The 18,892-nt window shown below is 44.1% G+C and carries 18 protein-coding genes; 16 read left to right on the top strand and 2 right to left on the bottom strand.

Features of this window, described 5'->3' with window-relative positions; genetic code table 11:
• Position 1 precedes the first annotated feature (1 nt).
• From LG34_RS00820 to LG34_RS17295, 10 genes are all read left to right on the top strand, one after another.
• Positions 2-1,297, top strand: a complete 1,296-nt coding sequence (locus LG34_RS00820) for a DUF5716 family protein (protein ID WP_109214426.1) — start codon at positions 2-4, stop codon at positions 1,295-1,297.
• A gap of 1 nt (position 1,298) precedes the next feature.
• Positions 1,299-2,111 carry a hypothetical protein gene (locus LG34_RS00825; RefSeq protein ID WP_109214427.1) on the top strand — a complete coding sequence of 271 codons (813 nt, stop codon included), beginning with the start codon at positions 1,299-1,301 and terminating at the stop codon, positions 2,109-2,111.
• 156 nt (positions 2,112-2,267) lie between these two features.
• On the top strand, positions 2,268-3,110 hold the full coding sequence (locus LG34_RS00830; protein WP_109214428.1) for a Rossmann-like and DUF2520 domain-containing protein: 843 nt from the start codon (positions 2,268-2,270) through the stop codon (positions 3,108-3,110).
• Positions 3,107-3,934, top strand: coding sequence for a 3-methyl-2-oxobutanoate hydroxymethyltransferase (gene panB, locus LG34_RS00835; protein WP_109214429.1), 828 nt, complete (start codon positions 3,107-3,109; stop codon positions 3,932-3,934). The genes LG34_RS00830 and panB overlap by 4 nt, the downstream gene beginning before the upstream one ends.
• A 163-nt stretch (positions 3,935-4,097) precedes the next feature.
• Complete coding sequence (gene panC, locus LG34_RS00840; RefSeq protein ID WP_109214430.1) at positions 4,098-4,937, top strand: pantoate--beta-alanine ligase; 840 nt, start codon at positions 4,098-4,100, stop codon at positions 4,935-4,937.
• A 34-nt stretch (positions 4,938-4,971) separates the two neighbouring features.
• The gene (panD, locus tag LG34_RS00845) at positions 4,972-5,379 is read left to right on the top strand and encodes an aspartate 1-decarboxylase (RefSeq protein WP_109214431.1); all 408 of its coding nucleotides are present in this window, start codon (positions 4,972-4,974) and stop codon (positions 5,377-5,379) included.
• 9 nt (positions 5,380-5,388) lie between these two features.
• Positions 5,389-6,576 carry a bifunctional phosphopantothenoylcysteine decarboxylase/phosphopantothenate--cysteine ligase CoaBC gene (gene coaBC, locus LG34_RS00850; protein ID WP_109214432.1) on the top strand — a complete coding sequence of 396 codons (1,188 nt, stop codon included), beginning with the start codon at positions 5,389-5,391 and terminating at the stop codon, positions 6,574-6,576.
• Between the two features lie 235 nt (positions 6,577-6,811).
• Complete coding sequence (locus LG34_RS00855) at positions 6,812-7,141, top strand: metal-sensing transcriptional repressor (RefSeq protein ID WP_109214433.1); 330 nt, start codon at positions 6,812-6,814, stop codon at positions 7,139-7,141.
• Between the two features lie 141 nt (positions 7,142-7,282).
• Positions 7,283-9,850, top strand: coding sequence for a heavy metal translocating P-type ATPase (locus LG34_RS00860; RefSeq protein WP_109214434.1), 2,568 nt, complete (start codon positions 7,283-7,285; stop codon positions 9,848-9,850).
• Positions 9,851-10,076: 226 nt separating this feature from the next.
• Positions 10,077-11,837 carry an HAD-IA family hydrolase gene (locus LG34_RS17295; RefSeq protein ID WP_109214435.1) on the top strand — a complete coding sequence of 587 codons (1,761 nt, stop codon included), beginning with the start codon at positions 10,077-10,079 and terminating at the stop codon, positions 11,835-11,837.
• 143 nt (positions 11,838-11,980) lie between these two features.
• On the opposite strand, the gene LG34_RS00870 is transcribed toward LG34_RS17295, so the two are convergent.
• Positions 11,981-12,874: an AraC family transcriptional regulator gene (locus LG34_RS00870; protein ID WP_158582198.1), complete on the bottom strand. Its 894-nt coding sequence runs from the start codon at positions 12,872-12,874 to the stop codon at positions 11,981-11,983.
• 141 nt (positions 12,875-13,015) lie between these two features.
• Between LG34_RS00870 and LG34_RS00875 the strand changes: the two genes are divergently transcribed.
• Entirely contained in the window at positions 13,016-14,335 is a 1,320-nt protein-coding gene (locus LG34_RS00875) for an MATE family efflux transporter (RefSeq protein ID WP_109214437.1), read from the top strand.
• Between the two features lie 187 nt (positions 14,336-14,522).
• Here the strand turns inward: LG34_RS00875 and LG34_RS00880 are convergent, their stop codons facing one another.
• Positions 14,523-15,104 carry a xanthine phosphoribosyltransferase gene (locus LG34_RS00880; protein ID WP_109214438.1) on the bottom strand — a complete coding sequence of 194 codons (582 nt, stop codon included), beginning with the start codon at positions 15,102-15,104 and terminating at the stop codon, positions 14,523-14,525.
• Between the two features lie 164 nt (positions 15,105-15,268).
• Here LG34_RS00880 and rlmH point away from each other — a divergent pair, with 164 nt between their 5' ends.
• The 5 genes from rlmH (at position 15,269) to ybeY (ending at position 18,874) form a co-directional block, all read left to right on the top strand.
• Positions 15,269-15,748, top strand: a complete 480-nt coding sequence (gene rlmH / locus LG34_RS00885) for a 23S rRNA (pseudouridine(1915)-N(3))-methyltransferase RlmH (RefSeq protein WP_109214439.1) — start codon at positions 15,269-15,271, stop codon at positions 15,746-15,748.
• A 128-nt stretch (positions 15,749-15,876) separates the two neighbouring features.
• Positions 15,877-16,137 (top strand): sporulation protein YqfC, encoded by a 261-nt coding sequence (gene yqfC / locus LG34_RS00890; RefSeq protein WP_242979760.1) that lies wholly within the window; start codon positions 15,877-15,879, stop codon positions 16,135-16,137.
• A gap of 14 nt (positions 16,138-16,151) precedes the next feature.
• Positions 16,152-17,405 carry a sporulation protein YqfD gene (locus tag LG34_RS00895; protein WP_181369242.1) on the top strand — a complete coding sequence of 418 codons (1,254 nt, stop codon included), beginning with the start codon at positions 16,152-16,154 and terminating at the stop codon, positions 17,403-17,405.
• The gene (locus tag LG34_RS00900; RefSeq protein WP_109214442.1) at positions 17,368-18,387 is read left to right on the top strand and encodes a PhoH family protein; all 1,020 of its coding nucleotides are present in this window, start codon (positions 17,368-17,370) and stop codon (positions 18,385-18,387) included. Before LG34_RS00895 ends, LG34_RS00900 begins: the two co-directional genes overlap by 38 nt.
• Entirely contained in the window at positions 18,377-18,874 is a 498-nt protein-coding gene (ybeY, locus tag LG34_RS00905; RefSeq protein ID WP_109214443.1) for an rRNA maturation RNase YbeY, read from the top strand. The genes LG34_RS00900 and ybeY overlap by 11 nt, the downstream gene beginning before the upstream one ends.
• Positions 18,875-18,892 lie beyond the last annotated feature (18 nt).

The raw sequence follows: 18,892 nt of genomic DNA on the forward strand, positions 1-18,892 counted from the left end.
AGTGGATCAGAAAAAAGAGTTCTATGTAGGAATTGATATTGGAAGAGACAGGGCGATGATTAGTCTGTACCGGGAGGAACAGAAAGAACCGGAGACGATATCGACGGTCAGAGGAATGGAAAAATTTGGGATTCCTCTGGTAATGTTTCTGGAAAAAAAGGGAACAACGTATTATGGGGATGAGGCTCTGAAACGAAAGGAACAGCCGAACGGAGATTTTTTTGAAGATATTTACGAAGGCGCATTGCAGGAGCAGACGGAAGAGACCACATTGTATCATGGATTGTTTGTGCAGTTTGTACGGCGTCTGATCCGGTTGAAAGAGCGCTATGGTCTGAAGGGAGATCCGACTTGTGTGGCAATCACAGTTCCGGTATTGTCACAGCAGGCGATTGCGTTGCTTCAATACGTACGTCAGGAGCTGGATTTCTCAGAAAAAGAACTGATCTTTATGGATTATGCGGAAAGTTTCTTTTTACATACGTATCATCAGGAAGCGGTGTTGTGGCAGCATGATGTGGCAATGTTCTATTTTCAGGGGGCAGAACTGAGTTTTTATCTGCTGCATAGAAAAAGCGGTTTGAAAGTACAGTTTGTGACGGCAGAGCAGAAACACTGGCAGGTGCCGGAATCAATCTGCACGCATGCGGAGCTGATGGATGAATATTTTTCCAATGTTGTACGGGAATCTTTTGCAAAACATGCGATTTCCACGGTATATTTTGTGGGAGATGGATTTGATGGTAACTGGTTACGGGAATCCCTGCGGGTGATGGGAACGAACAAACGGGGATTTTTAGGGAAAAATCTGCTGACCAGAGGTGCGGCATATGGTGCATGGCGCTACAGTAAGCCGGAAACATGGGGATTTTTCTTTAACTGTGAATACAAAATGCAGGGGGAACTGGATCTTCGGATTGAAAGTCAGGGAGCGGACGGTTTTATCCGTCTGATCGAAGCCGGACAGAACTGGTTTTGCCAGACACCGTCTTTTAAATTACTTTACGGCGGTACTCCGGAAATTGTGTTAAAAATCAGTCGGATCGGTGCCGCAAACAGTCAGGTGCTGCATCTGGAGCTTACAGATCTTCCGGATCGGCCGGAAGCAGCTTTGCGGTTTCGCATTCAGGCAATTCCGAAAAACGGAACAGAAGTGACATTGCGGCTTTCCGATGATGGATTTGGTGAATTTTTCAAAAGCTCCGGTAAAATCTGGGAGTTTCCGGTAGCCTTGGATATGGAAGGTGGCAGCACGATGGAAAAAGCACGGTATGGTCAAAAAAAAGGAGGCAGATAATATGGGAACATTGAAACTGTGCAGGGACAGACAGGCGCAGAATCCGTTCTTTCTTGAGGGATTGTCTGTTTCTGTGTATACCTTAGAGGAACTTTGCTATGCGATAGAATCGAATCTGTTTTTGCTGGATGAAAAATGGATCGGCACATCCCTGTTTCAGTGGTTGGAAAAAGAACTGGGAGAGGCAGATCTGACAGCTCATTTAAAAAACAGCTATCGAAAATCTAAGGATGTTTATGAATGTGCGGAACTGATTTTGTCTGCGTCCGGTTTTTACACCGTGGAGAGATTGCGCCAGATTGATGAGATGCTGACGCGGATGCGGGGGAAAAGTCCGATGGAGCGCCGCAAAATGAAAGCGGATTATTTCCTGTCTGAGAAAAAATACCGCCATGCGGCATATGGTTATCTGGAATTGCTGCAGCAGGAAAATCTGATCTATCTGACAGAGGAGCTGCAGGGGGGAATCCTGCACAATCTGGGCGTGGCATATGCGCGTCTGTTTTTGTTTCAGGAAGCGGCAGAAATGTTTGCAGCAGCTTATCAGAAAAACAGATCAGAGAAGAGCCGGTATTGTTATCTGTATGCTATGAATTATGTGCCGGAGGATGAGGTGCTTGGTAATCTGGAACCGGAGATTCATTTTGGTACGATGAAAGAGGCATTTTCCCGTTTTACGGAAGTATCGGATCAGGAGCAGTATTATCAGGAACGGAAAAAACTGTCAGATGCATCCAATTCCTTCAACTGGAGAGGCAGAGAGGAAGACCTGCGCAGACAGTGGATTGCCGATTATAATCAAATGAATTGCTGAAAATCCTTTACAAATGGGTACCCGGGCGGTATAATGTCGGGCGGATGGTATTCCGAAAGGAAACGATACCTTGTATTTATTATTTTGAAACGGAGCTTGTATTGCTGTTCGCAAACAAGACTCACTGTCCCACCATTAGGAAATGGAGGGATGCTTATGAATATTGGATTTATTGGCGCAGGAAAAGTCGGTTTTTCACTTGGAAAATATCTAACCGAGCGCAACGTAAGGGTGAGTGGTTATTATAGTCGTAATCCACAGTCATCCAGAGAAGCAGCAGATTTTACAAATACCAGACAGTATCTGAATTTGAGACATCTGGTAGAGGACAGTGATGTCCTTTTTGTGGCAATTCCGGATTCGGCGATTGCTCAAATGTGGGAACAATTGAAAATGCTTCCGATTCAGAATAAGATTATAAGTCATTTCAGTGGCGCGTTAAGCTCCGCTGTCTTTTCGGATATTGAGCGTTATCACGCTTATGGATATTCTATCCATCCGTTATTCGCCATCAATGATAAGTATGAATCCTATAAGGTGATTTCCCAGGCGTTTTTTACGATTGAGGGAGATCCGAAGTATCTGAACTGGTTTTTACGGCTTTTTGAGAGTTTTGGAAATCCGGTGGAGGTTATTTCAAAAGAGGATAAGGTACGTTATCATGCGGCAGCAGCTATGGCCAGCAATTTATATGTTGGACTGGCAAATATGTGTGAGCAAATGCTGCGGGACTGCGGTTTTTCCGTTGCAAATGCACATCGCGCATTGTCACCGCTGATGATTGGAAATACGGAGAATATCATCCAGTACGGTCCGGTCGGGGCACTTACAGGTCCGATCGAGCGAAATGACCTGACGACGGTGATGGATCATTTGGAGAGCTTGTCAGAGCAGGAACAGAAGGTTTATAAAATTCTGTCCGGCGAAGTGATCAACGTTGCAAAAATGAAACATCCCGAGCGGGATTATTCTGAAATGGAAAGGATGCTCAATTCATGAAAACCACAGTTTCTACATTAAAGAAGCAAAAAGAGAATGGTGAGAAGATTACAATGCTCACCTGTTATGATTATTCCATGGCTAAGCTCATGGATGAAGCCGGCATTGAAATCTTGCTGATCGGAGATTCCCTTGGCAATACAATGCTTGGCTATGAAAATACATTGCCTGTTACGATGGAAGATATGATCGCACACACCGCAGCAGTCAGCAGAGGAGCAAAAAATGCCTTTGTTCTGGCAGATATGCCGTTTATGTCTTATCAGACCTCTGTTTATGATGCAGTTTTAAATGCAGGACGTCTGATGAAAGAGGGACATGCACATGGCGTAAAACTGGAAGGCGGTGCAAGAGTGTGCCCGCAGATCGAGGCAATCGTAGCAGCAGATATTCCGGTATGTGCACATATCGGACTGACACCTCAGTCCATTAATGCCTTTGGTGGATTTAAGGTACAGGGCAAAAGTGAAGAAGCAGCCCGCCAGCTGGTAGAGGATGCGAAAAAGGTTGAGGCAGCAGGTGCCTCTCTACTTGTTATGGAGTGTGTTCCGGCAAAACTTGCCGAAGTGATCACAAAGACAGTTTCTATTCCGACCATCGGAATCGGAGCAGGAGCAGGTTGTGACGGACAGGTTCTAGTAAATCAGGATATGCTTGGTATGTTTTCTGATTTTACACCGAAGTTTGTGAAACGTTTCGCAAATGTGGGTGAGATCATGAAACAGGCGTTTGCAGATTATTCCGCAGAGGTAAAAGCGGGTACCTTCCCGGCACCGGAACATACATACGCGATTTCAGACGAAGTTATTGAAAAACTGTATTAAGAAATGAAATTGACTAACAGTGTTAGTTGATTTTGAAAGTTAATATAAGTAGTGTTCACCTTTCATTTTACACAAAAGTATAGCGTTTTATACAAATGTATAGAGGAGAACAGAACAAAACAAAAATAAAAATCGAAAAACAAGTATAGAGGAGAATAGAAAAATGCAGGTTGTATCAACAGTAAAAGAAGTAAGAGATATTGTAGCAGGATGGAGAAAAGAAGGAAAGACAGTCGGATTTGTACCAACCATGGGTTATCTTCATGAGGGACACGGCAGTCTGATCAGCAAAGCCGTAGAGCAGAATGACAAAGCAGTTGTCAGCATTTTTGTCAATCCGATGCAGTTCGGACCGACAGAGGATCTGGAGAGTTATCCGAGAGATCTGGAAAAAGACAGCAAATTCTGTGAGAGCCTTGGCGCTGACCTGATCTTCCATCCGGAACCGGAAGAAATGTATCACGATGGATTCAGTTCTTTTGTGGACATGACGGTTCTGACAGAGGAACTTTGCGGACTGAGCCGTCCGGTTCATTTCCGTGGTGTTTGTACTGTTGTCAGCAAATTATTCAATATCGTTCAGCCGGATCGTGCATATTTTGGACAGAAAGATGCACAGCAGCTGGCAGTCATCAAACATATGGTAGATGACCTGAATATGAATGTGGAAGTAATCGGCTGCCCGATCATCCGTGAGGAAGACGGACTGGCAAAGAGCTCCAGAAATACCTATCTGTCTGCAGAAGAACGAAAAGCAGCACTTATTTTGAGCAAAACCATTTTTATGGGCCAGAAAATGGTTGAAGAAGGGGAGACAGATGCGGTAAAATTAGTAGAAGCAATGAAAAAGAACATTGAGACAGAGCCGCTGGCAAAAATTGATTATGTCAAAGCGGTAGACGGTCTGACAATGCAGCAGGTAACAGAACTGAAGAGTCCGGCACTGGTTGCTATGGCAGTGTATATTGGAAAAACAAGATTAATTGATAACTTCATGATCTAATCAAATTTGTAAAAGTAGAGAGGAAAAAGTTTTTATGACCCTTCAGATGTTAAAAGGAAAAATTCACCGTGCAACTGTGGTACAGGCTGCACTTGATTATGTAGGAAGTATCACCGTTGATGAGGATCTTCTGGATGCTGCAGGTATTCTTGAATATGAGAAAGTTCAGATCGTTAATGTCAATAATGGCGCACGTTTTGAGACATATACGATTGCCGGAGAGCGTGGAAGCGGAATGATCTGCTTAAACGGCGCAGCAGCACGCTGTGCTTCCGTCAAGGATAAAGTCATCATTATGTCTTATGCGGATATGACGCCGGAGGAAGCAAAAACACATAAACCATCAGTTGTTTTTGTGGACGAGATCAATCGAATTGACCGGGTGACTAACTATGAGAAACACGGTCAGTTATTCGATAAAGCAAGACTGGATGAGGAGTAAAAAGAAATCATGTTAAAAGGAAAAACCGTTGTACTGGGTGTGACAGGAAGTATTGCAGCTTATAAAATTGCATCACTGGCAAGTATGCTGATCAAACAGCATGCAGATGTGCACGTGATCATGACACAGAATGCGACAAATTTTATCCATCCGACCGCATTTGAAACATTGACAAGACACAAATGTCTGGTGGATACATTTGACCGGAATTTTCAGTTTGATGTTCAGCATGTAAGTCTGGCACAGCAGGCGGATGTGATGATGATCGCACCGGCTTCTGCAAATGTGATTGGAAAGCTGGCGCATGGAATCGCAGACGATATGTTGACGACCACTGCGATGGCATGCAAAGCGCCGATGCTGATCGTGCCGACGATGAATACAAATATGTATGAGAATCCGATTTTGCAGGACAATTTAAAAGTACTGGCTTCCTATGGAAAGGAAATCATTGAACCAGCCAGCGGTATGCTTGCCTGCAGAGATGTGGGAAAAGGAAAGATGCCGGAGCCGGAAGTACTGTTCCAGCATATCCTGCGTGTGATCGCCTTTGAAAAAGATCTGGCAGGCAAAAAAGTACTGGTCACAGCAGGACCGACACAAGAAGCCATTGATCCGGTGCGTTATATCACCAATCATTCCACAGGAAAAATGGGATATGCCATTGCGGAAAATGCGATGCTGCGTGGTGCGGATGTAACACTGGTAACAGGACCTTGTGCCATGGAGCCGCCGATGTTTGCCAAAGTAAAACCGGTGATTTCCGCACAGGATATGTATGAAGCTGTGACAGAAGAATATGAGCAGACGGATATCGTCATCATGACGGCTGCAGTGGCGGATTATCGTCCGGCACAGGTCAGCACGGAGAAAGTCAAGAAAAAAGAGGACGATATGTCGATTCCGCTGACACGCACGAAAGATATTCTGGCAACCCTTGGTGCTTCTAAGACACATCAGTTCTTATGCGGTTTTTCCATGGAGACACAGAACATGCTGGAAAACTCCAGAACCAAGATTGCAAAGAAAAATCTGGATATGATCGTAGCCAATAACCTGAAAGTGGCAGGTGCCGGATTCGGTACTGATACGAATGTGATCACACTGATCGCTAATGATATGGAAAAAGAGCTGCCGCTGATGAGCAAAAAAGAGGCTGCAGGTTGTATTCTGGATACCATTCTTGAGAGAATGTAGTGTTACAGGTCATTTTGCGAATGGCGCGTGAGAATTGCAATCATATAGTAAAAAAGAGAATTTGAAAAAGAGAGAATAAGAAATTGACCGATCCGGAAAATGCATTTTTGATATTTTTTATCATTGATGTGTTTTCCGGATATTTTTTACTTGAAATATACCCTAAGGGGGTATATAATAAGCCCGTATTGATCAGAAGGATTGAAATAATGAAAAAAGGAAGTGGATAGATTCGATGGAAAAAGAGAAAACTACTCCGGTACAGGAAGAATCCTGCTGCTGTTGTCATAAGAAAAAAGAACGTGACGCGAAAGAGTATAAGGATCTGATGAACCGACTCAGCCGTATTGAAGGTCAGGTGCGTGGCGTGAAAGGTATGTTGGAAAAAGATGCCTACTGTGTGGATATTTTGACACAGGTGGCAGCGATTAACGCGGCGTTGAACAGTTTTAATAAAGTACTGCTGGCAAATCATATCAAAACCTGCGTGGTGGAAAATGTGCGAAATGGTGATGACAGTGTCATTGATGAGCTGGTTACAACCATGCAGAAGCTGATGAAATAAAGGATTCTGCTGTATATGTAATTGAGCAGAACCGCATAGATAAAGTTTAGGTTGTGTATTTGTATGACTTGATGTGATTCTGATGAAAGCAAATGGATAAAATCTGCATAAGCAGAGAAAATAAATGAGGTGAATATTTTTATGGATAAATTTTCAGTAACAGGCATGAGCTGTGCGGCCTGCAGTGCTCATGTGGAAAAAGCGGTGGCGAAGGTACCCGGTGTAACTTCCGTTACCGTCAGTCTGCTGACCAATTCCATGAATGTGGAAGGTACGGCAGCACCGTCAGATATTATTCAGGCGGTTACCCAGGCGGGGTATGGCGCTTCTTTGCAGGGGGGAGAGCAGAATACATCCGCACCGGCATTTGATGAGGAGGCATTAAAGGATCATGAGACACCAAAATTGCGGAAACGTCTGATCGCTTCTGTTGTGATCCTGATTCCATTAATGTATGTTTCCATGGGACATATGATGTGGAATTGGCCGCTTCCGTCCTTTATGGCGGGAAATCATGTGGCCATGGGATTGTATCAGATGCTTCTGACCATTCTGGTTATGATCATTAACCAGAAGTTTTTTATCAGTGGATTTACAAGTCTGCTGCATAAGTCTCCAAACATGGATACGCTGGTAGCGCTTGGCTCCGGTGCATCTTTTGCATACAGTACTTACGCATTATTTGCCATGACCGGCGCACAGATGCGGATGGATATGGATGCTGTAATGCAGTACATGGATGAGTTTTATTTTGAGTCCGCAGCGATGATCCTGACATTGATCACAGTCGGAAAAATGCTGGAGGCTTATTCCAAAGGAAAAACAACGAATGCATTAAAGAGCCTGATGCAGCTTGCTCCAAAAAAAGCAACGATTCTGCGGGACGGCGAGAAAGTTCCTGTTCCGGTAGAACAGGTACAGATCGGAGATATTTTTGTTGTTCGTCCGGGCGAGAGCGTTCCGGTGGACGGTGTGATCATTGAGGGAAACAGTGCGTTAAATGAATCTGCTCTGACCGGCGAAAGTATCCCGGTGGACAAGGCAGAGGGTGACAGCGTATCTGCAGCTACTTTAAATCAGTCTGGATTCTTAAAATGCCGGGCAACACGAGTTGGAAACGATACAACACTTTCCCAGATCATTCAGATGGTCAGCGATGCGGCTGCAACAAAAGCACCAATCGCAAAAGTTGCAGATAAAGTATCCGGTGTTTTTGTGCCGGCAGTTATTTCTATCGCAATAGTGACAATTATTGTATGGCTTTTAGTTGGTCAGGATTTCGGTTTTGCGCTGGCAAGAGGAATTTCCGTACTGGTGATCAGCTGCCCGTGTGCATTAGGTCTTGCGACACCGGTTGCCATCATGGTTGGAAACGGCGTTGGTGCGAAAAACGGTGTGTTATTTAAGACAGCAGTATCTCTGGAAGAGACCGGAAAAGTCGATATTGTAGCATTGGATAAGACCGGTACGATTACACAGGGTGAACCGAAAGTAACAGATATGATACCGGGTGAGGGTATCACAAAAGACACATTAATGCAGACCGCATTAGCATTGGAGTTAAAGAGTGAGCATCCGCTGGCAAAAGCCATTGTGGCTTACGGCGAGGAACAGCAGATTACCGTTTCTGCCGCTGATGATTTTCAGGCAATGCCGGGAAATGGTCTGTCAGGAATTGTTTCTGGTGCGCGTGTGTTTGGCGGAAATCTGAAATTTATTTCCGGAAAAACAACCGTTTCCGAGCAGATGCAGCGTCAGGCAGAAGAACTTGCAAAACAGGGAAAAACACCGCTGTTTTTTGCAACAGAAGAGAAACTTTTTGGTATTATTGCGGTAGCGGATGTTATCAAAGAAGACAGTCCGCAGGCAATTTCCCAGCTTCAGAATATGGGAATTGAGGTTGTTATGCTGACTGGCGATAATGAGCGTACTGCGGAAGCAATTGGTGCGCAGGCAGGTGTAGATCAGGTTATTGCAGGTGTCCTGCCAGATGGTAAGGAACGTGTGATCCGTGAATTGCAGCAGCGTGGAAAAGTTGCCATGGTCGGTGATGGAATCAATGATGCTCCGGCGTTAACCCGTGCGGATATGGGAATTGCCATTGGAGCAGGTGCAGATGTGGCACTGGATGCGGCAGATGTGGTTCTGGTAAAGAGCAGTCTTTCCGATGTGCCGGCTGCCATTCGTCTGAGTCGTGCAGTACTTCGAAATATTCACGAAAATCTGTTCTGGGCGTTTATTTATAACGTAATAGGTATTCCGATTGCCGCCGGAGTGTGGTATCATTGGTTTGGACTGAAATTAAACCCAATGTTCGGAGCGGCAGCGATGAGTCTGTCCAGCTTCTGCGTGGTAACAAATGCGCTGCGTCTGAATTTTGTAAAGGTTTACAGTACAAAGAGAGATAAAAAGAAAAATCATAAAAAGAATCAGAATCAGCAGGATGTACAGATCGTAGTAGATACAGATGTAATGGCTGAAAAACAGGAGGAGAATGATATGGAGAAAGTAATCGAGATCAAAGGTATGATGTGCGGACACTGCGAGGCACATGTAAAGAAAGCGTTAGAGGCATTAGAGGGTGTTGCATCCGCAGAGGCAAGCCATGAGAAAGGAACTGCTGTTGTTCAGTTATCCGGTTCCGTTGATGATGCCGCACTGAAAAAAGCAGTAGAAGAGGAAGGTTACGAGGTAACTGGAATACGCTAGGATATTATTTTGCATCAGATGAAAGAGGAATCAAATTGCTATGAATGATGAGGGGCAAAAATTCTGGTTAAATATTTCTGAATCTGATATAATACCTAACGCAATGAAAAGGCATTTTGGAATAAAAATTATATGAATGAGAATGTCACTTTGGGTATTCCATATGCGATTGTATATGTGAGTATGCAAAGTGGCATTCTTTGGGTTAAAAAAAGGCAGGTAAGTTATGGCAAAAATCAAGCATTTAATATTTGACATGGGAAATGTACTCATTCGTTATGATCCGGAAGTTCCATTGCGGGAATACGTTTCGTCAGAGGAAGCAAGAGACCTGATCCGGAAAGAACTGTTTCAGGGACCGGAATGGGTAGAACGGGACAGAGGAACGATTTCGATTGAAGAAATGTATGAAAGCGTGGCAAAAAGAATCCCGGAGCAATATCATGAAGAATTGAAGAAATGTGTGTATGGTTGGGATATCTGTATGGAACCACTGGAGAAATCGGTAAAATTGTGTGAGGATGCGCGAAAATGGGGTTACCAGACGTATGTGCTTTCCAATGCAGCAGCAGATGAGTTTTATCGGTATTTCCCGAAATTTTCTCCGTTAGAAGCATTTGACGGCGTCATGGTATCTTCTGAGGTGCATCTGATCAAACCGGACGTACGGATTTATGAATGTCTGTTAGAAAAATATCAGTTAAAACCAGAAGAATGTCTGTTTTTCGATGATCGGAAGGATAACGTGGAAGGTGCCCGAGAAGCTGGTATGCAGGCGATGGTGTTTACAGAAGATTATGAGAGTCTGCGAACATTTTTAAAGGAACAAGCCGGAATAATGGACGGTGAGATGAATGTGGATTCTTCAAATAACGAAAAGGAAAAAGAAATAAAAATAACGGAGAATACAAAAATTACAGAAGCAGGTGCTACATCTGCAACATCCGAAAAGAAAAAGGATTTATTACATAAAGTGACAAAAACAATGCGTGCAGTATTGATTCCGCTGATCGTGGCAGCAACCGTCCTTACTTCGGCGTGTTCCCTGTCTCCGGCGCCGGAACCGCGTACCACACAGGAGGAAAATGGCGGTCAGGCAGTCACAGAACAGCAGGGTCAGTCTGCAGATAGCAGTACTGCATCACAGAGCAGCGAAAGTATATCACTGGACAGTATTCCGGCATATTCCGGTCAGTCTTATGTAACGATCAATAATAATGTACCTGATTTTACAGATGCTGATATGCAGACAACATCTTATGAGGATTATTCAGAGCTGGACAGTCTTGGCAGATGTGGCGTGGCAAATGCAATCGTCGGAATTGATCTGATGCCGACAGAAGAACGTGGAGCTATTGGTCAGGTAAAACCAAGCGGCTGGCATACAATTAAGTATGAGGGTATTGATGGTAACTATTTATATAATCGCTGTCATCTGATCGGATATCAGCTCAGCGGTGAAAACGCCAACGAGAAGAATCTGATCACAGGAACACGTTATCTGAACGTGACAGGAATGTTGCCTTTTGAGGATGAAGTAGCAGATTATGTAAAACAGAACAATGCGCATGTGCGTTATCGTGTAACTCCGATTTTTGAAGGGGACAATCTGGTAGCATCCGGTGTGCAGATGGAAGCAAAATCTGTGGAAGATAACGGAGCAGGTGTCTGCTATAATGTCTATGTCTACAATGTGCAGCCGGGAGTTGTCATTGATTATGCTACCGGAGACAGCAGGAAGGCAACCGATGAGGAGGCAGCGGCACAGTCCGCATCTACATCCACAGCCACATCTACACCGTCTGGTCAGCAGTCTCAGGCAACGGAAAAGACATATGTGTTAAATACGAATACAATGAAATATCATACGCCGGATTGTTCCAGTGTAGCGGATATCAAGGAAAATAATCGGCAGGAATTTACCGGAACCGCGGCAGAACTTCAGCAGCAGGGATATGAACCATGTGGCAGATGCCATCCGGAATAAAGAAAATAAAAAATGTATTATGTTAGATTGCAATAAAATACATAAGCATAGGATTTACATGCATTTATAGTAATTATGATTGCACAATATAATTTCAAAAATAAGCAGCAGGAAGGGAAAAAATATCCCTTCCTGTTTCTGTATCATCGCGTATTGCGATACTCCCTAGGGGTACATCCCATGATCGACTTAAATGTTTTCGTAAAATAGCTTGGACTGGAAAATCCACAACTATTGCAGATATCAATGATACTTTGTTCCCCGGAATCCAGCATGTGACAGGCTTTTTCAATCCGATAGTGGATCAGATACTGGATCGGTGATTGCCGGATGACGTTGCGGAAGGAACGCTGGACTTCCCGTTCGCAGATATTGGCAGTTTGTGCCAGCTGTTTCAGAGAAATTGATTCGGTATAATTATTTTGGATATACCGGATCATTTTTTTGATATGCTGCATTTCCTGAGAACTTTCGTTCTGACTGTGGGAAGCAAGCTCCGTCCGGTTTTGTGCCAGCAGAAGAAAAATCCGGGATAATTTTTCACGGATATAAAATTCATAGCCAAAGGGCTTTTCACGGGCAGATTCCGTAGCATCGGAAACCAGAGCAATGATTTCTTTTTCCCAGGGAACCGCAGGGGTCAGATGTATGTAGGGCAGGGAAATGCTGGATGTCGCAATGGGTGCCATATATTTTTGCCAGAAGACCGTATGTTTGGAACTATAGATCAGACGTCCATGAAAGACAAGGTCTTCTTTGTAAAAATCTTTTGTAGCCTTGGTCGTTTCCTGAGAATGTAACGTTCCGGTATTGATAAAAATAGCATCACCGGCGTGCAGTGTCAGGTGGTCGGTTCCGACCGATAGCGGACAGGAGCCGCTTCGGACAATGGATAATTCATATTCTTCGTGCCAGTGCCAGCGTATATCGTGGGTATTGGCATCGGTATAATAGGCGGCACAGGGAAATGTGGTATCACCGTGTGCACGGTTTTCCCAGAAATCGTCCTGAACCGAGATTGTTATAGTATTTTTCATAATTATCTCCATATCAATATAAAAAAGTCGCTTTTGTTATATTTTATGTCAGTTCTGTTATGGATGCAAGACTATATTTGCTATAGTATAGAGTGAGTTTTGAAAGAGATTTCATCAGAGAGATTTGAGGAGGAGTATCATATGACAAAAGACATGACTTCAGGTTCCACCCTGCGGCATATTATAAATTTTGCAGTTCCATTGTGTATGGGAATGTTGTTCCAGCAGCTGTACAGTATGGTAGATACCATGATTGTTGGAAAGGTGCTTGGTGTGCAGCCACTGGCAGGTGTCGGTGCCACGGGATCTTTGAACTTTATGATCATCTGGTTTTGCCTGGGTATCTGCAATGGTTTTTCCATTCCAATCGCACAGGCATTTGGTGCAAGCAAAGAAGTGGAATTGCGGCGCTATGTGGCAAACAGCACCTGGCTGTGTGTGTTTTTCAGCATTGTGATCACCTTTTTTGTATGTATTTTCACCAGAAATATGCTGGTGCTTTTGAAAACTCCGGAGGATATTTTTGAATATGCCTATATTTACATATTGATCATTTTCCTTGGAATTCCATGCACGTTTTTATATAATTTTCTGGCAGGTGTGGCGAGAGCACTGGGGGATTCCAAAACACCGCTGATGTTTTTGATCTTGTCTTCGGTTATGAACATTGCACTGGATTTTATTTTGATGATTCCGATTCCGCTTGGTGTGGCAGGAGCAGCGATTGCAACCGTGATTTCTCAGGGCGTATCCGGCGGTATCTGTCTGATCTATATGAAAAAGAAGTTTCCAATTCTAAAGGCAAGCCGTGATGAGTGGCGTATGCGTGGCAATTACATGAAACGGCTCTGTGCCATTGGTGTGCCGATGGGATTACAGTATTCCATTACAGCAATCGGCTCTCTGGTGATCACTGCCGCCGTTAATGTACTTGGTGCGACAGCGGTAGCAGGCGTAACAGCAGCGCAGAAGATTAACAACCTGATCACCTGTCCGTTGGAGTCATTGGGACAGACCATGGCACCATATACCGGACAGAACATTGGTGCAGGCAAAAAGGAACGTGTCAGTGATGGTGTAAAAAAAGCATCAATCTGTGGATTTGTATGGTCAGCGATCTGCATTCCAATCGTGTTATTATTTGGAAAACCGATGACATTGCTGTTTTTGAGTGAGCCAAATGCGGAAGTAGTGAACTATTCCTTCCTGTTTTTGCTGGTGTCTACCCTTGGCTATTGTCTGCTCACACTGGTTGGAACTGTGCGTTTTTCCATTCAGGGTATGGGATATTCCGGCTTTGCCATGACAGCAGGAGTGCTTGAGATGGCAGCAAGAACCATTGCGGGTGTTGTGCTGGCACCGTTGATGGGATATATGGGAATCTGCCTGTCAAATGTGCTGGCGTGGATTTTTGCGGATGCATTTTTGCTGCCGGCGTTCCGACATTGTATTAAAAAGTAGCGGTGCAAGAATAAAAACAGAAACGAAAAATATATGCGATGATACAAAGAAATGCATAAAAGCCTGTAATGATGTGAAAAACAGAATGATATGAAATGATGTCGTTCGTAAATTAAAAAAAGCCGAAACATAGGAAAAATCCTGTGCTTCGGCTTTTGCATTTTGGGTTGAAAGGATAATCGGTTGATTATGCTTCTTCCGGAATAAATTCGATATGATTTTCTGCCAGTTTGGAAATTCTTGCCAGTGAATATACATGAATTCCCTGCTCATTTAATTTGTCACGTCCCGGCTGGAAAGATTTCTCAATCAGGATACCAAGTCCGGCAACGGTAGCATGTGCTTTTCTTAAAAGACGGATCGCACCGGTTGCGGCTTCTCCGTTGGCAAGGAAGTCATCGATGATCAGAACGTGATCTGTCTCATCAATCTGTTCAGCAGAAAGTGTTAATTCATAGCTGGTTCCCTTGGTAAAAGAAGTTACCATTGTCTGATAAAGATTTTTGTTCAGTACTTTGGATGGCTGCTTTTTCAGGATCACCATTGGGATTCCCATTTCGATGGCTGTTGTAAGGGCAGGAGCAATACCTGAACTTTCAATGGTGACAACCTTTGTAATTCCCTGACCTGCAAAATGTGCGGCGAAATCTTTTCCGATCTCTTTCATCAGAAATGGATCAACCTTGTGATTGATAAAACTGTCCACCTTTAAAATATCTTCATTAACGGCAACGCCGTCTGTCTTAATCTTTTCTTCCAGTAACTGCATGATATTCCTCCACTATGTTTTCACCGGAACGTCCGGTCAATAATTTAAAGCTATTATAGCACATATTTTTTACATAAAAAAGACTCTCCATTACTTTTTTCTATGTTTTTAAAATTCTGTTATTTTTTCTTTACAGAAATTTCACCTTGTGAAATAATAGCCGTATGAATATTACAATTTATACCGTAGGGAAAATCAAAGAAAAATTTTACCGTCAGGCGATTGAAGAATACGAAAAACGTCTGGGACGGTACTGCAAACTGAAAATCGTGGAAGTGTCGGATGAGAAGACACCGGATCATGCCAGCGATACAGAAACCAGACAGATTAAAGATAAGGAAGGAGAACGTCTGCTCCGTCAGATCAAGGACGGAACGTATCTGATCGCACTGGCAATTCAGGGGAAAAAGCTGGATTCGGTTGCTTTTTCTGAAAAAATCGCATCTTTGGGTTTGCATGGAACCAGTGATATCGGATTTGTGATCGGCGGATCTTTGGGGCTGTCGGATGCAGTGATCAATCGGGCAGATTATTTATTGAGCTTTTCGTACATGACATTTCCGCATCAGCTTATGCGTGTGATTTTGTTAGAGCAGGTGTATCGGGCATATCGGATCATGTCGAACGAGCCGTATCACAAATAGTGATCAGATCATAAGCAAAGGCTTGGAAAAATCACACAGTTTTTGAATTGTGCAGAAAATAACGCACACAGTTATCATAGCATATGATTTTGACCATATATTGAATTATGAAGAAAAAGAAAAAACATATGCTTGTAAAATCGGTGACGGATCGGTTAGAACTGCCAAAGGATATGATGTTTGGTGTGCCGATCCTGACCATTACCGGTCAGAACGACCTGACCGTGGAAAATTATAAAGGAATTTTGGAATACCGGGAAGATAAGATCCGGCTTTCTCTGAAACAGGGGCAGGTGGAGATCTGCGGAACGCATCTGAAAATTGAATACTATACCGGCGAGGACATGAAAATCAGCGGACAGATCGATAAACTGGAATATGGCAGATAGGGAGCGATGCGTCAGTGCTGAAATTTATCAAATTTTTTCGTGGCTATTTGTATGTGAGGCTGACCGGGTATTCGCCGGAACGCTTTTTTAACCTTTGTGGGAATGCAGGGATCATTCTGTGGGAACTTCACCGGGAGGAGACGGGGTATGTTTTCTGCATCAGTCTGCGGGCATTTCGCCGTCTGAAACCAATGCTGAGAAAAAGTGGGACACAGATCCGGATTTTAAAACGGGTGGGACTGCCATTTTTGTTGTTTCGCTACCGGAAGCATCGTTTTTTTGCGATTGGTATTCTGGCAGCGTTTTTGTTCCTGATGGTTATGTCACGCTTTGTCTGGTCGGTGGAAATATCCGGCAATTATCAGTATTCCACGCAGCTTCTGACAAAATTTCTGGCAGAGGAGCAGATCGGGTATGGCGTGCGAAAGCGTGAGATTGACTGTGGAAATGCAGAAGTACTGCTTCGAAATCATTTTCCGGATATTACCTGGGTGTCGGTGCGGCTTTCTGGAACAAAGCTGTATGTAGCGGTACAGGAGCGGCTTCCTGCAGGAAATGCAGAGGAGGAACCAGCACTTGTGGCATCGGATCTGGTAACAGAAGTGGCCGGAGAGGTGACTTCGGTACTGGTGCGCCGTGGAACGGCACTGGTGCAGGCAGGAGATGAAGTGGAAGCTGGAACGGTGGTCGTATCCGGCATGATCCCGATTCAGGATGACAGTGGGGAAACCGTTTCTTATGATCTGTGTGCGGCTGATGCGGATGTGACGATCCATACGATACTTCCCTATGAAGACCATTTTTCTGCAAAAAAGCAGGTGCGCGAGCAGATTGGAAAGGCGAAATATGGAATTGGAGTGCTGACAGGAGACGGTCAGCTGAATCTGTTCTGGCAGCAAAAGGCACAGACGGGATGTATCCGTATTTATCGGCAGATTTGTCTTGGCAGGGATTTTTATCTGCCATTTACCCTGGTGACGGAGCGTCTGTGGCAGTATGAAAACAACGAAACAGACCGCACAGAAGCAGAAATTAAGCGGATTGCACAGGAAAAACTGGATAATTATATCCAAAAATTAGAAAAAAATGCTATTCAAATATTGTCGAATAGTGTTATTATAGAAAAGAATGCCACAGAAGTATCTGTGCATGGGACTCTGGATGCGATGGTGACAGTGAGTCGCAGAACAGAGATTGAAAACACGAAGACACAGGAAGGAACTGACAAATATGGAATTGACACAACAGTTGTTGGACATTCCGATTGAACATATGTCAAATGTATTCGGAAAGTTTGATGCCTGGCTGAAACAGATTGAAAAATATCTGCAGGTCACAATGGTTGTTCGTGATGGAAGCCTGAAAATTATGGGTGAGGACAAAAACGTGGAAGCGGCGCAGAAAGTCCTTACGGAATTACTTGCCATGTCGCAGCGCGGCAATGACATTACCGAGCAGACCGTTACTTATGCATTGGAAATGTGCGGCTGCAGAAAGAATCCACTGCTGGAGGCAGACAGTGAAGTTATCTGTCATACTGTGCAGGGAAAACCGGTAAAACCAAAGACATTGGGACAAAAAGATTATGTAGATCAGATCCGTGATAAAATGATCGTATTCGGAATCGGACCGGCGGGAACCGGAAAGACCTATCTGGCAATGGCGATGGCGATCACCGCATTTAAAAATGAAGAAGTAAGCCGTATCATTCTGACACGCCCGGCAATCGAAGCCGGTGAAAAACTGGGCTTTCTTCCGGGAGATCTGCAAAGCAAGATCGATCCGTATTTAAGACCGTTATATGATGCGTTATATCAGATCATGGGTGCGGAGAGTTTTATCAAAAATCAGGAAAAAGGTCTGATCGAGGTGGCACCGCTTGCCTACATGCGTGGTCGTACACTGGATAATGCATTTATCATTCTGGATGAGGCTCAGAATACGACACCGGCACAGATGAAAATGTTTCTGACGCGTATCGGTTTTGGCTCAAAAGTGGTCGTAACCGGTGATGCATCTCAGAAGGATCTGGCACCGGGGGTGAAATCCGGTCTGGATGTTGCCATGAGAGTATTGAAAAATGTGGATGATATTGCATTTTGCAAGCTGACCAGTCAGGACGTTGTGCGTCATCCTCTGGTTCAGAAAATCGTAAAAGCGTACGATGAATATGAGAGTGCACAGCAGAGAAAAGAAAAGAATGCACGCCAGAATAAGAAAGAAAGCAGAGGACGACGCAATGACAATTAATATTATCTGTGAAACGGCGCCGGGTTTTTCTTTTCATTATAAAAAACTGGCGAAGGATGTGATCGTGCAGTCACTGGATACGGAAGGTTTTCCATATGAGGCGGAAGTAAATCTGACACTGGTGGATAAGGATCGGATTCATGAGATCAACCGCGAGATGAGACAGATTGACCGACCGACGGATGTGTTGTCTTTTCCGATGATCGAATATGCCGAGCCGGCAGATTTCGACGGAGTGGAACATCAGTTTGACGACTGCGTGAATCCGGACACAGAGGAAGTTCTGTTGGGAGATATTGTTATCTGTGTAGAGAGTGTCTATGAACAGGCGGAAGAATACGGTCACAGTGTAAAGCGGGAGTATGCATTCCTGATCACACACAGTATGCTGCACCTGATGGGGTATGACCACATGGTTCCGGAGGAGGCAGAAGTAATGGAGGAGCATCAGCGCAGGATTTTGGATGTGCTGAAAATCAAGAGATAAATAAGAAAGAGGAGCAGG

The organism is Eubacterium ramulus (assembly GCF_003122485.1).
GTDB classification, from domain to species: domain Bacteria; phylum Bacillota; class Clostridia; order Lachnospirales; family Lachnospiraceae; genus Eubacterium_I; species Eubacterium_I ramulus_A.

Coding starts and splice junctions, on each gene's coding strand:
- coaBC (WP_109214432.1), top strand. CDS start 5,389: ATGTTAAAAGGAAAAACCGTTGTACTGGGTGTGACAGGAAGTATTGCA.
- yqfC (WP_242979760.1), top strand. CDS start 15,877: ATGCTTGTAAAATCGGTGACGGATCGGTTAGAACTGCCAAAGGATATG.
- panB (WP_109214429.1), top strand. CDS start 3,107: ATGAAAACCACAGTTTCTACATTAAAGAAGCAAAAAGAGAATGGTGAG.
- panC (WP_109214430.1), top strand. CDS start 4,098: ATGCAGGTTGTATCAACAGTAAAAGAAGTAAGAGATATTGTAGCAGGA.
- LG34_RS00860 (WP_109214434.1), top strand. CDS start 7,283: ATGGATAAATTTTCAGTAACAGGCATGAGCTGTGCGGCCTGCAGTGCT.
- LG34_RS00900 (WP_109214442.1), top strand. CDS start 17,368: ATGGAATTGACACAACAGTTGTTGGACATTCCGATTGAACATATGTCA.
- LG34_RS00875 (WP_109214437.1), top strand. CDS start 13,016: ATGACAAAAGACATGACTTCAGGTTCCACCCTGCGGCATATTATAAAT.
- LG34_RS00830 (WP_109214428.1), top strand. CDS start 2,268: ATGAATATTGGATTTATTGGCGCAGGAAAAGTCGGTTTTTCACTTGGA.
- LG34_RS00880 (WP_109214438.1), bottom strand. CDS start 15,104: ATGCAGTTACTGGAAGAAAAGATTAAGACAGACGGCGTTGCCGTTAAT.
- panD (WP_109214431.1), top strand. CDS start 4,972: ATGACCCTTCAGATGTTAAAAGGAAAAATTCACCGTGCAACTGTGGTA.
- rlmH (WP_109214439.1), top strand. CDS start 15,269: ATGAATATTACAATTTATACCGTAGGGAAAATCAAAGAAAAATTTTAC.
- LG34_RS00825 (WP_109214427.1), top strand. CDS start 1,299: ATGGGAACATTGAAACTGTGCAGGGACAGACAGGCGCAGAATCCGTTC.
- ybeY (WP_109214443.1), top strand. CDS start 18,377: ATGACAATTAATATTATCTGTGAAACGGCGCCGGGTTTTTCTTTTCAT.
- LG34_RS00870 (WP_158582198.1), bottom strand. CDS start 12,874: ATGAAAAATACTATAACAATCTCGGTTCAGGACGATTTCTGGGAAAAC.
- LG34_RS00855 (WP_109214433.1), top strand. CDS start 6,812: ATGGAAAAAGAGAAAACTACTCCGGTACAGGAAGAATCCTGCTGCTGT.
- LG34_RS17295 (WP_109214435.1), top strand. CDS start 10,077: ATGGCAAAAATCAAGCATTTAATATTTGACATGGGAAATGTACTCATT.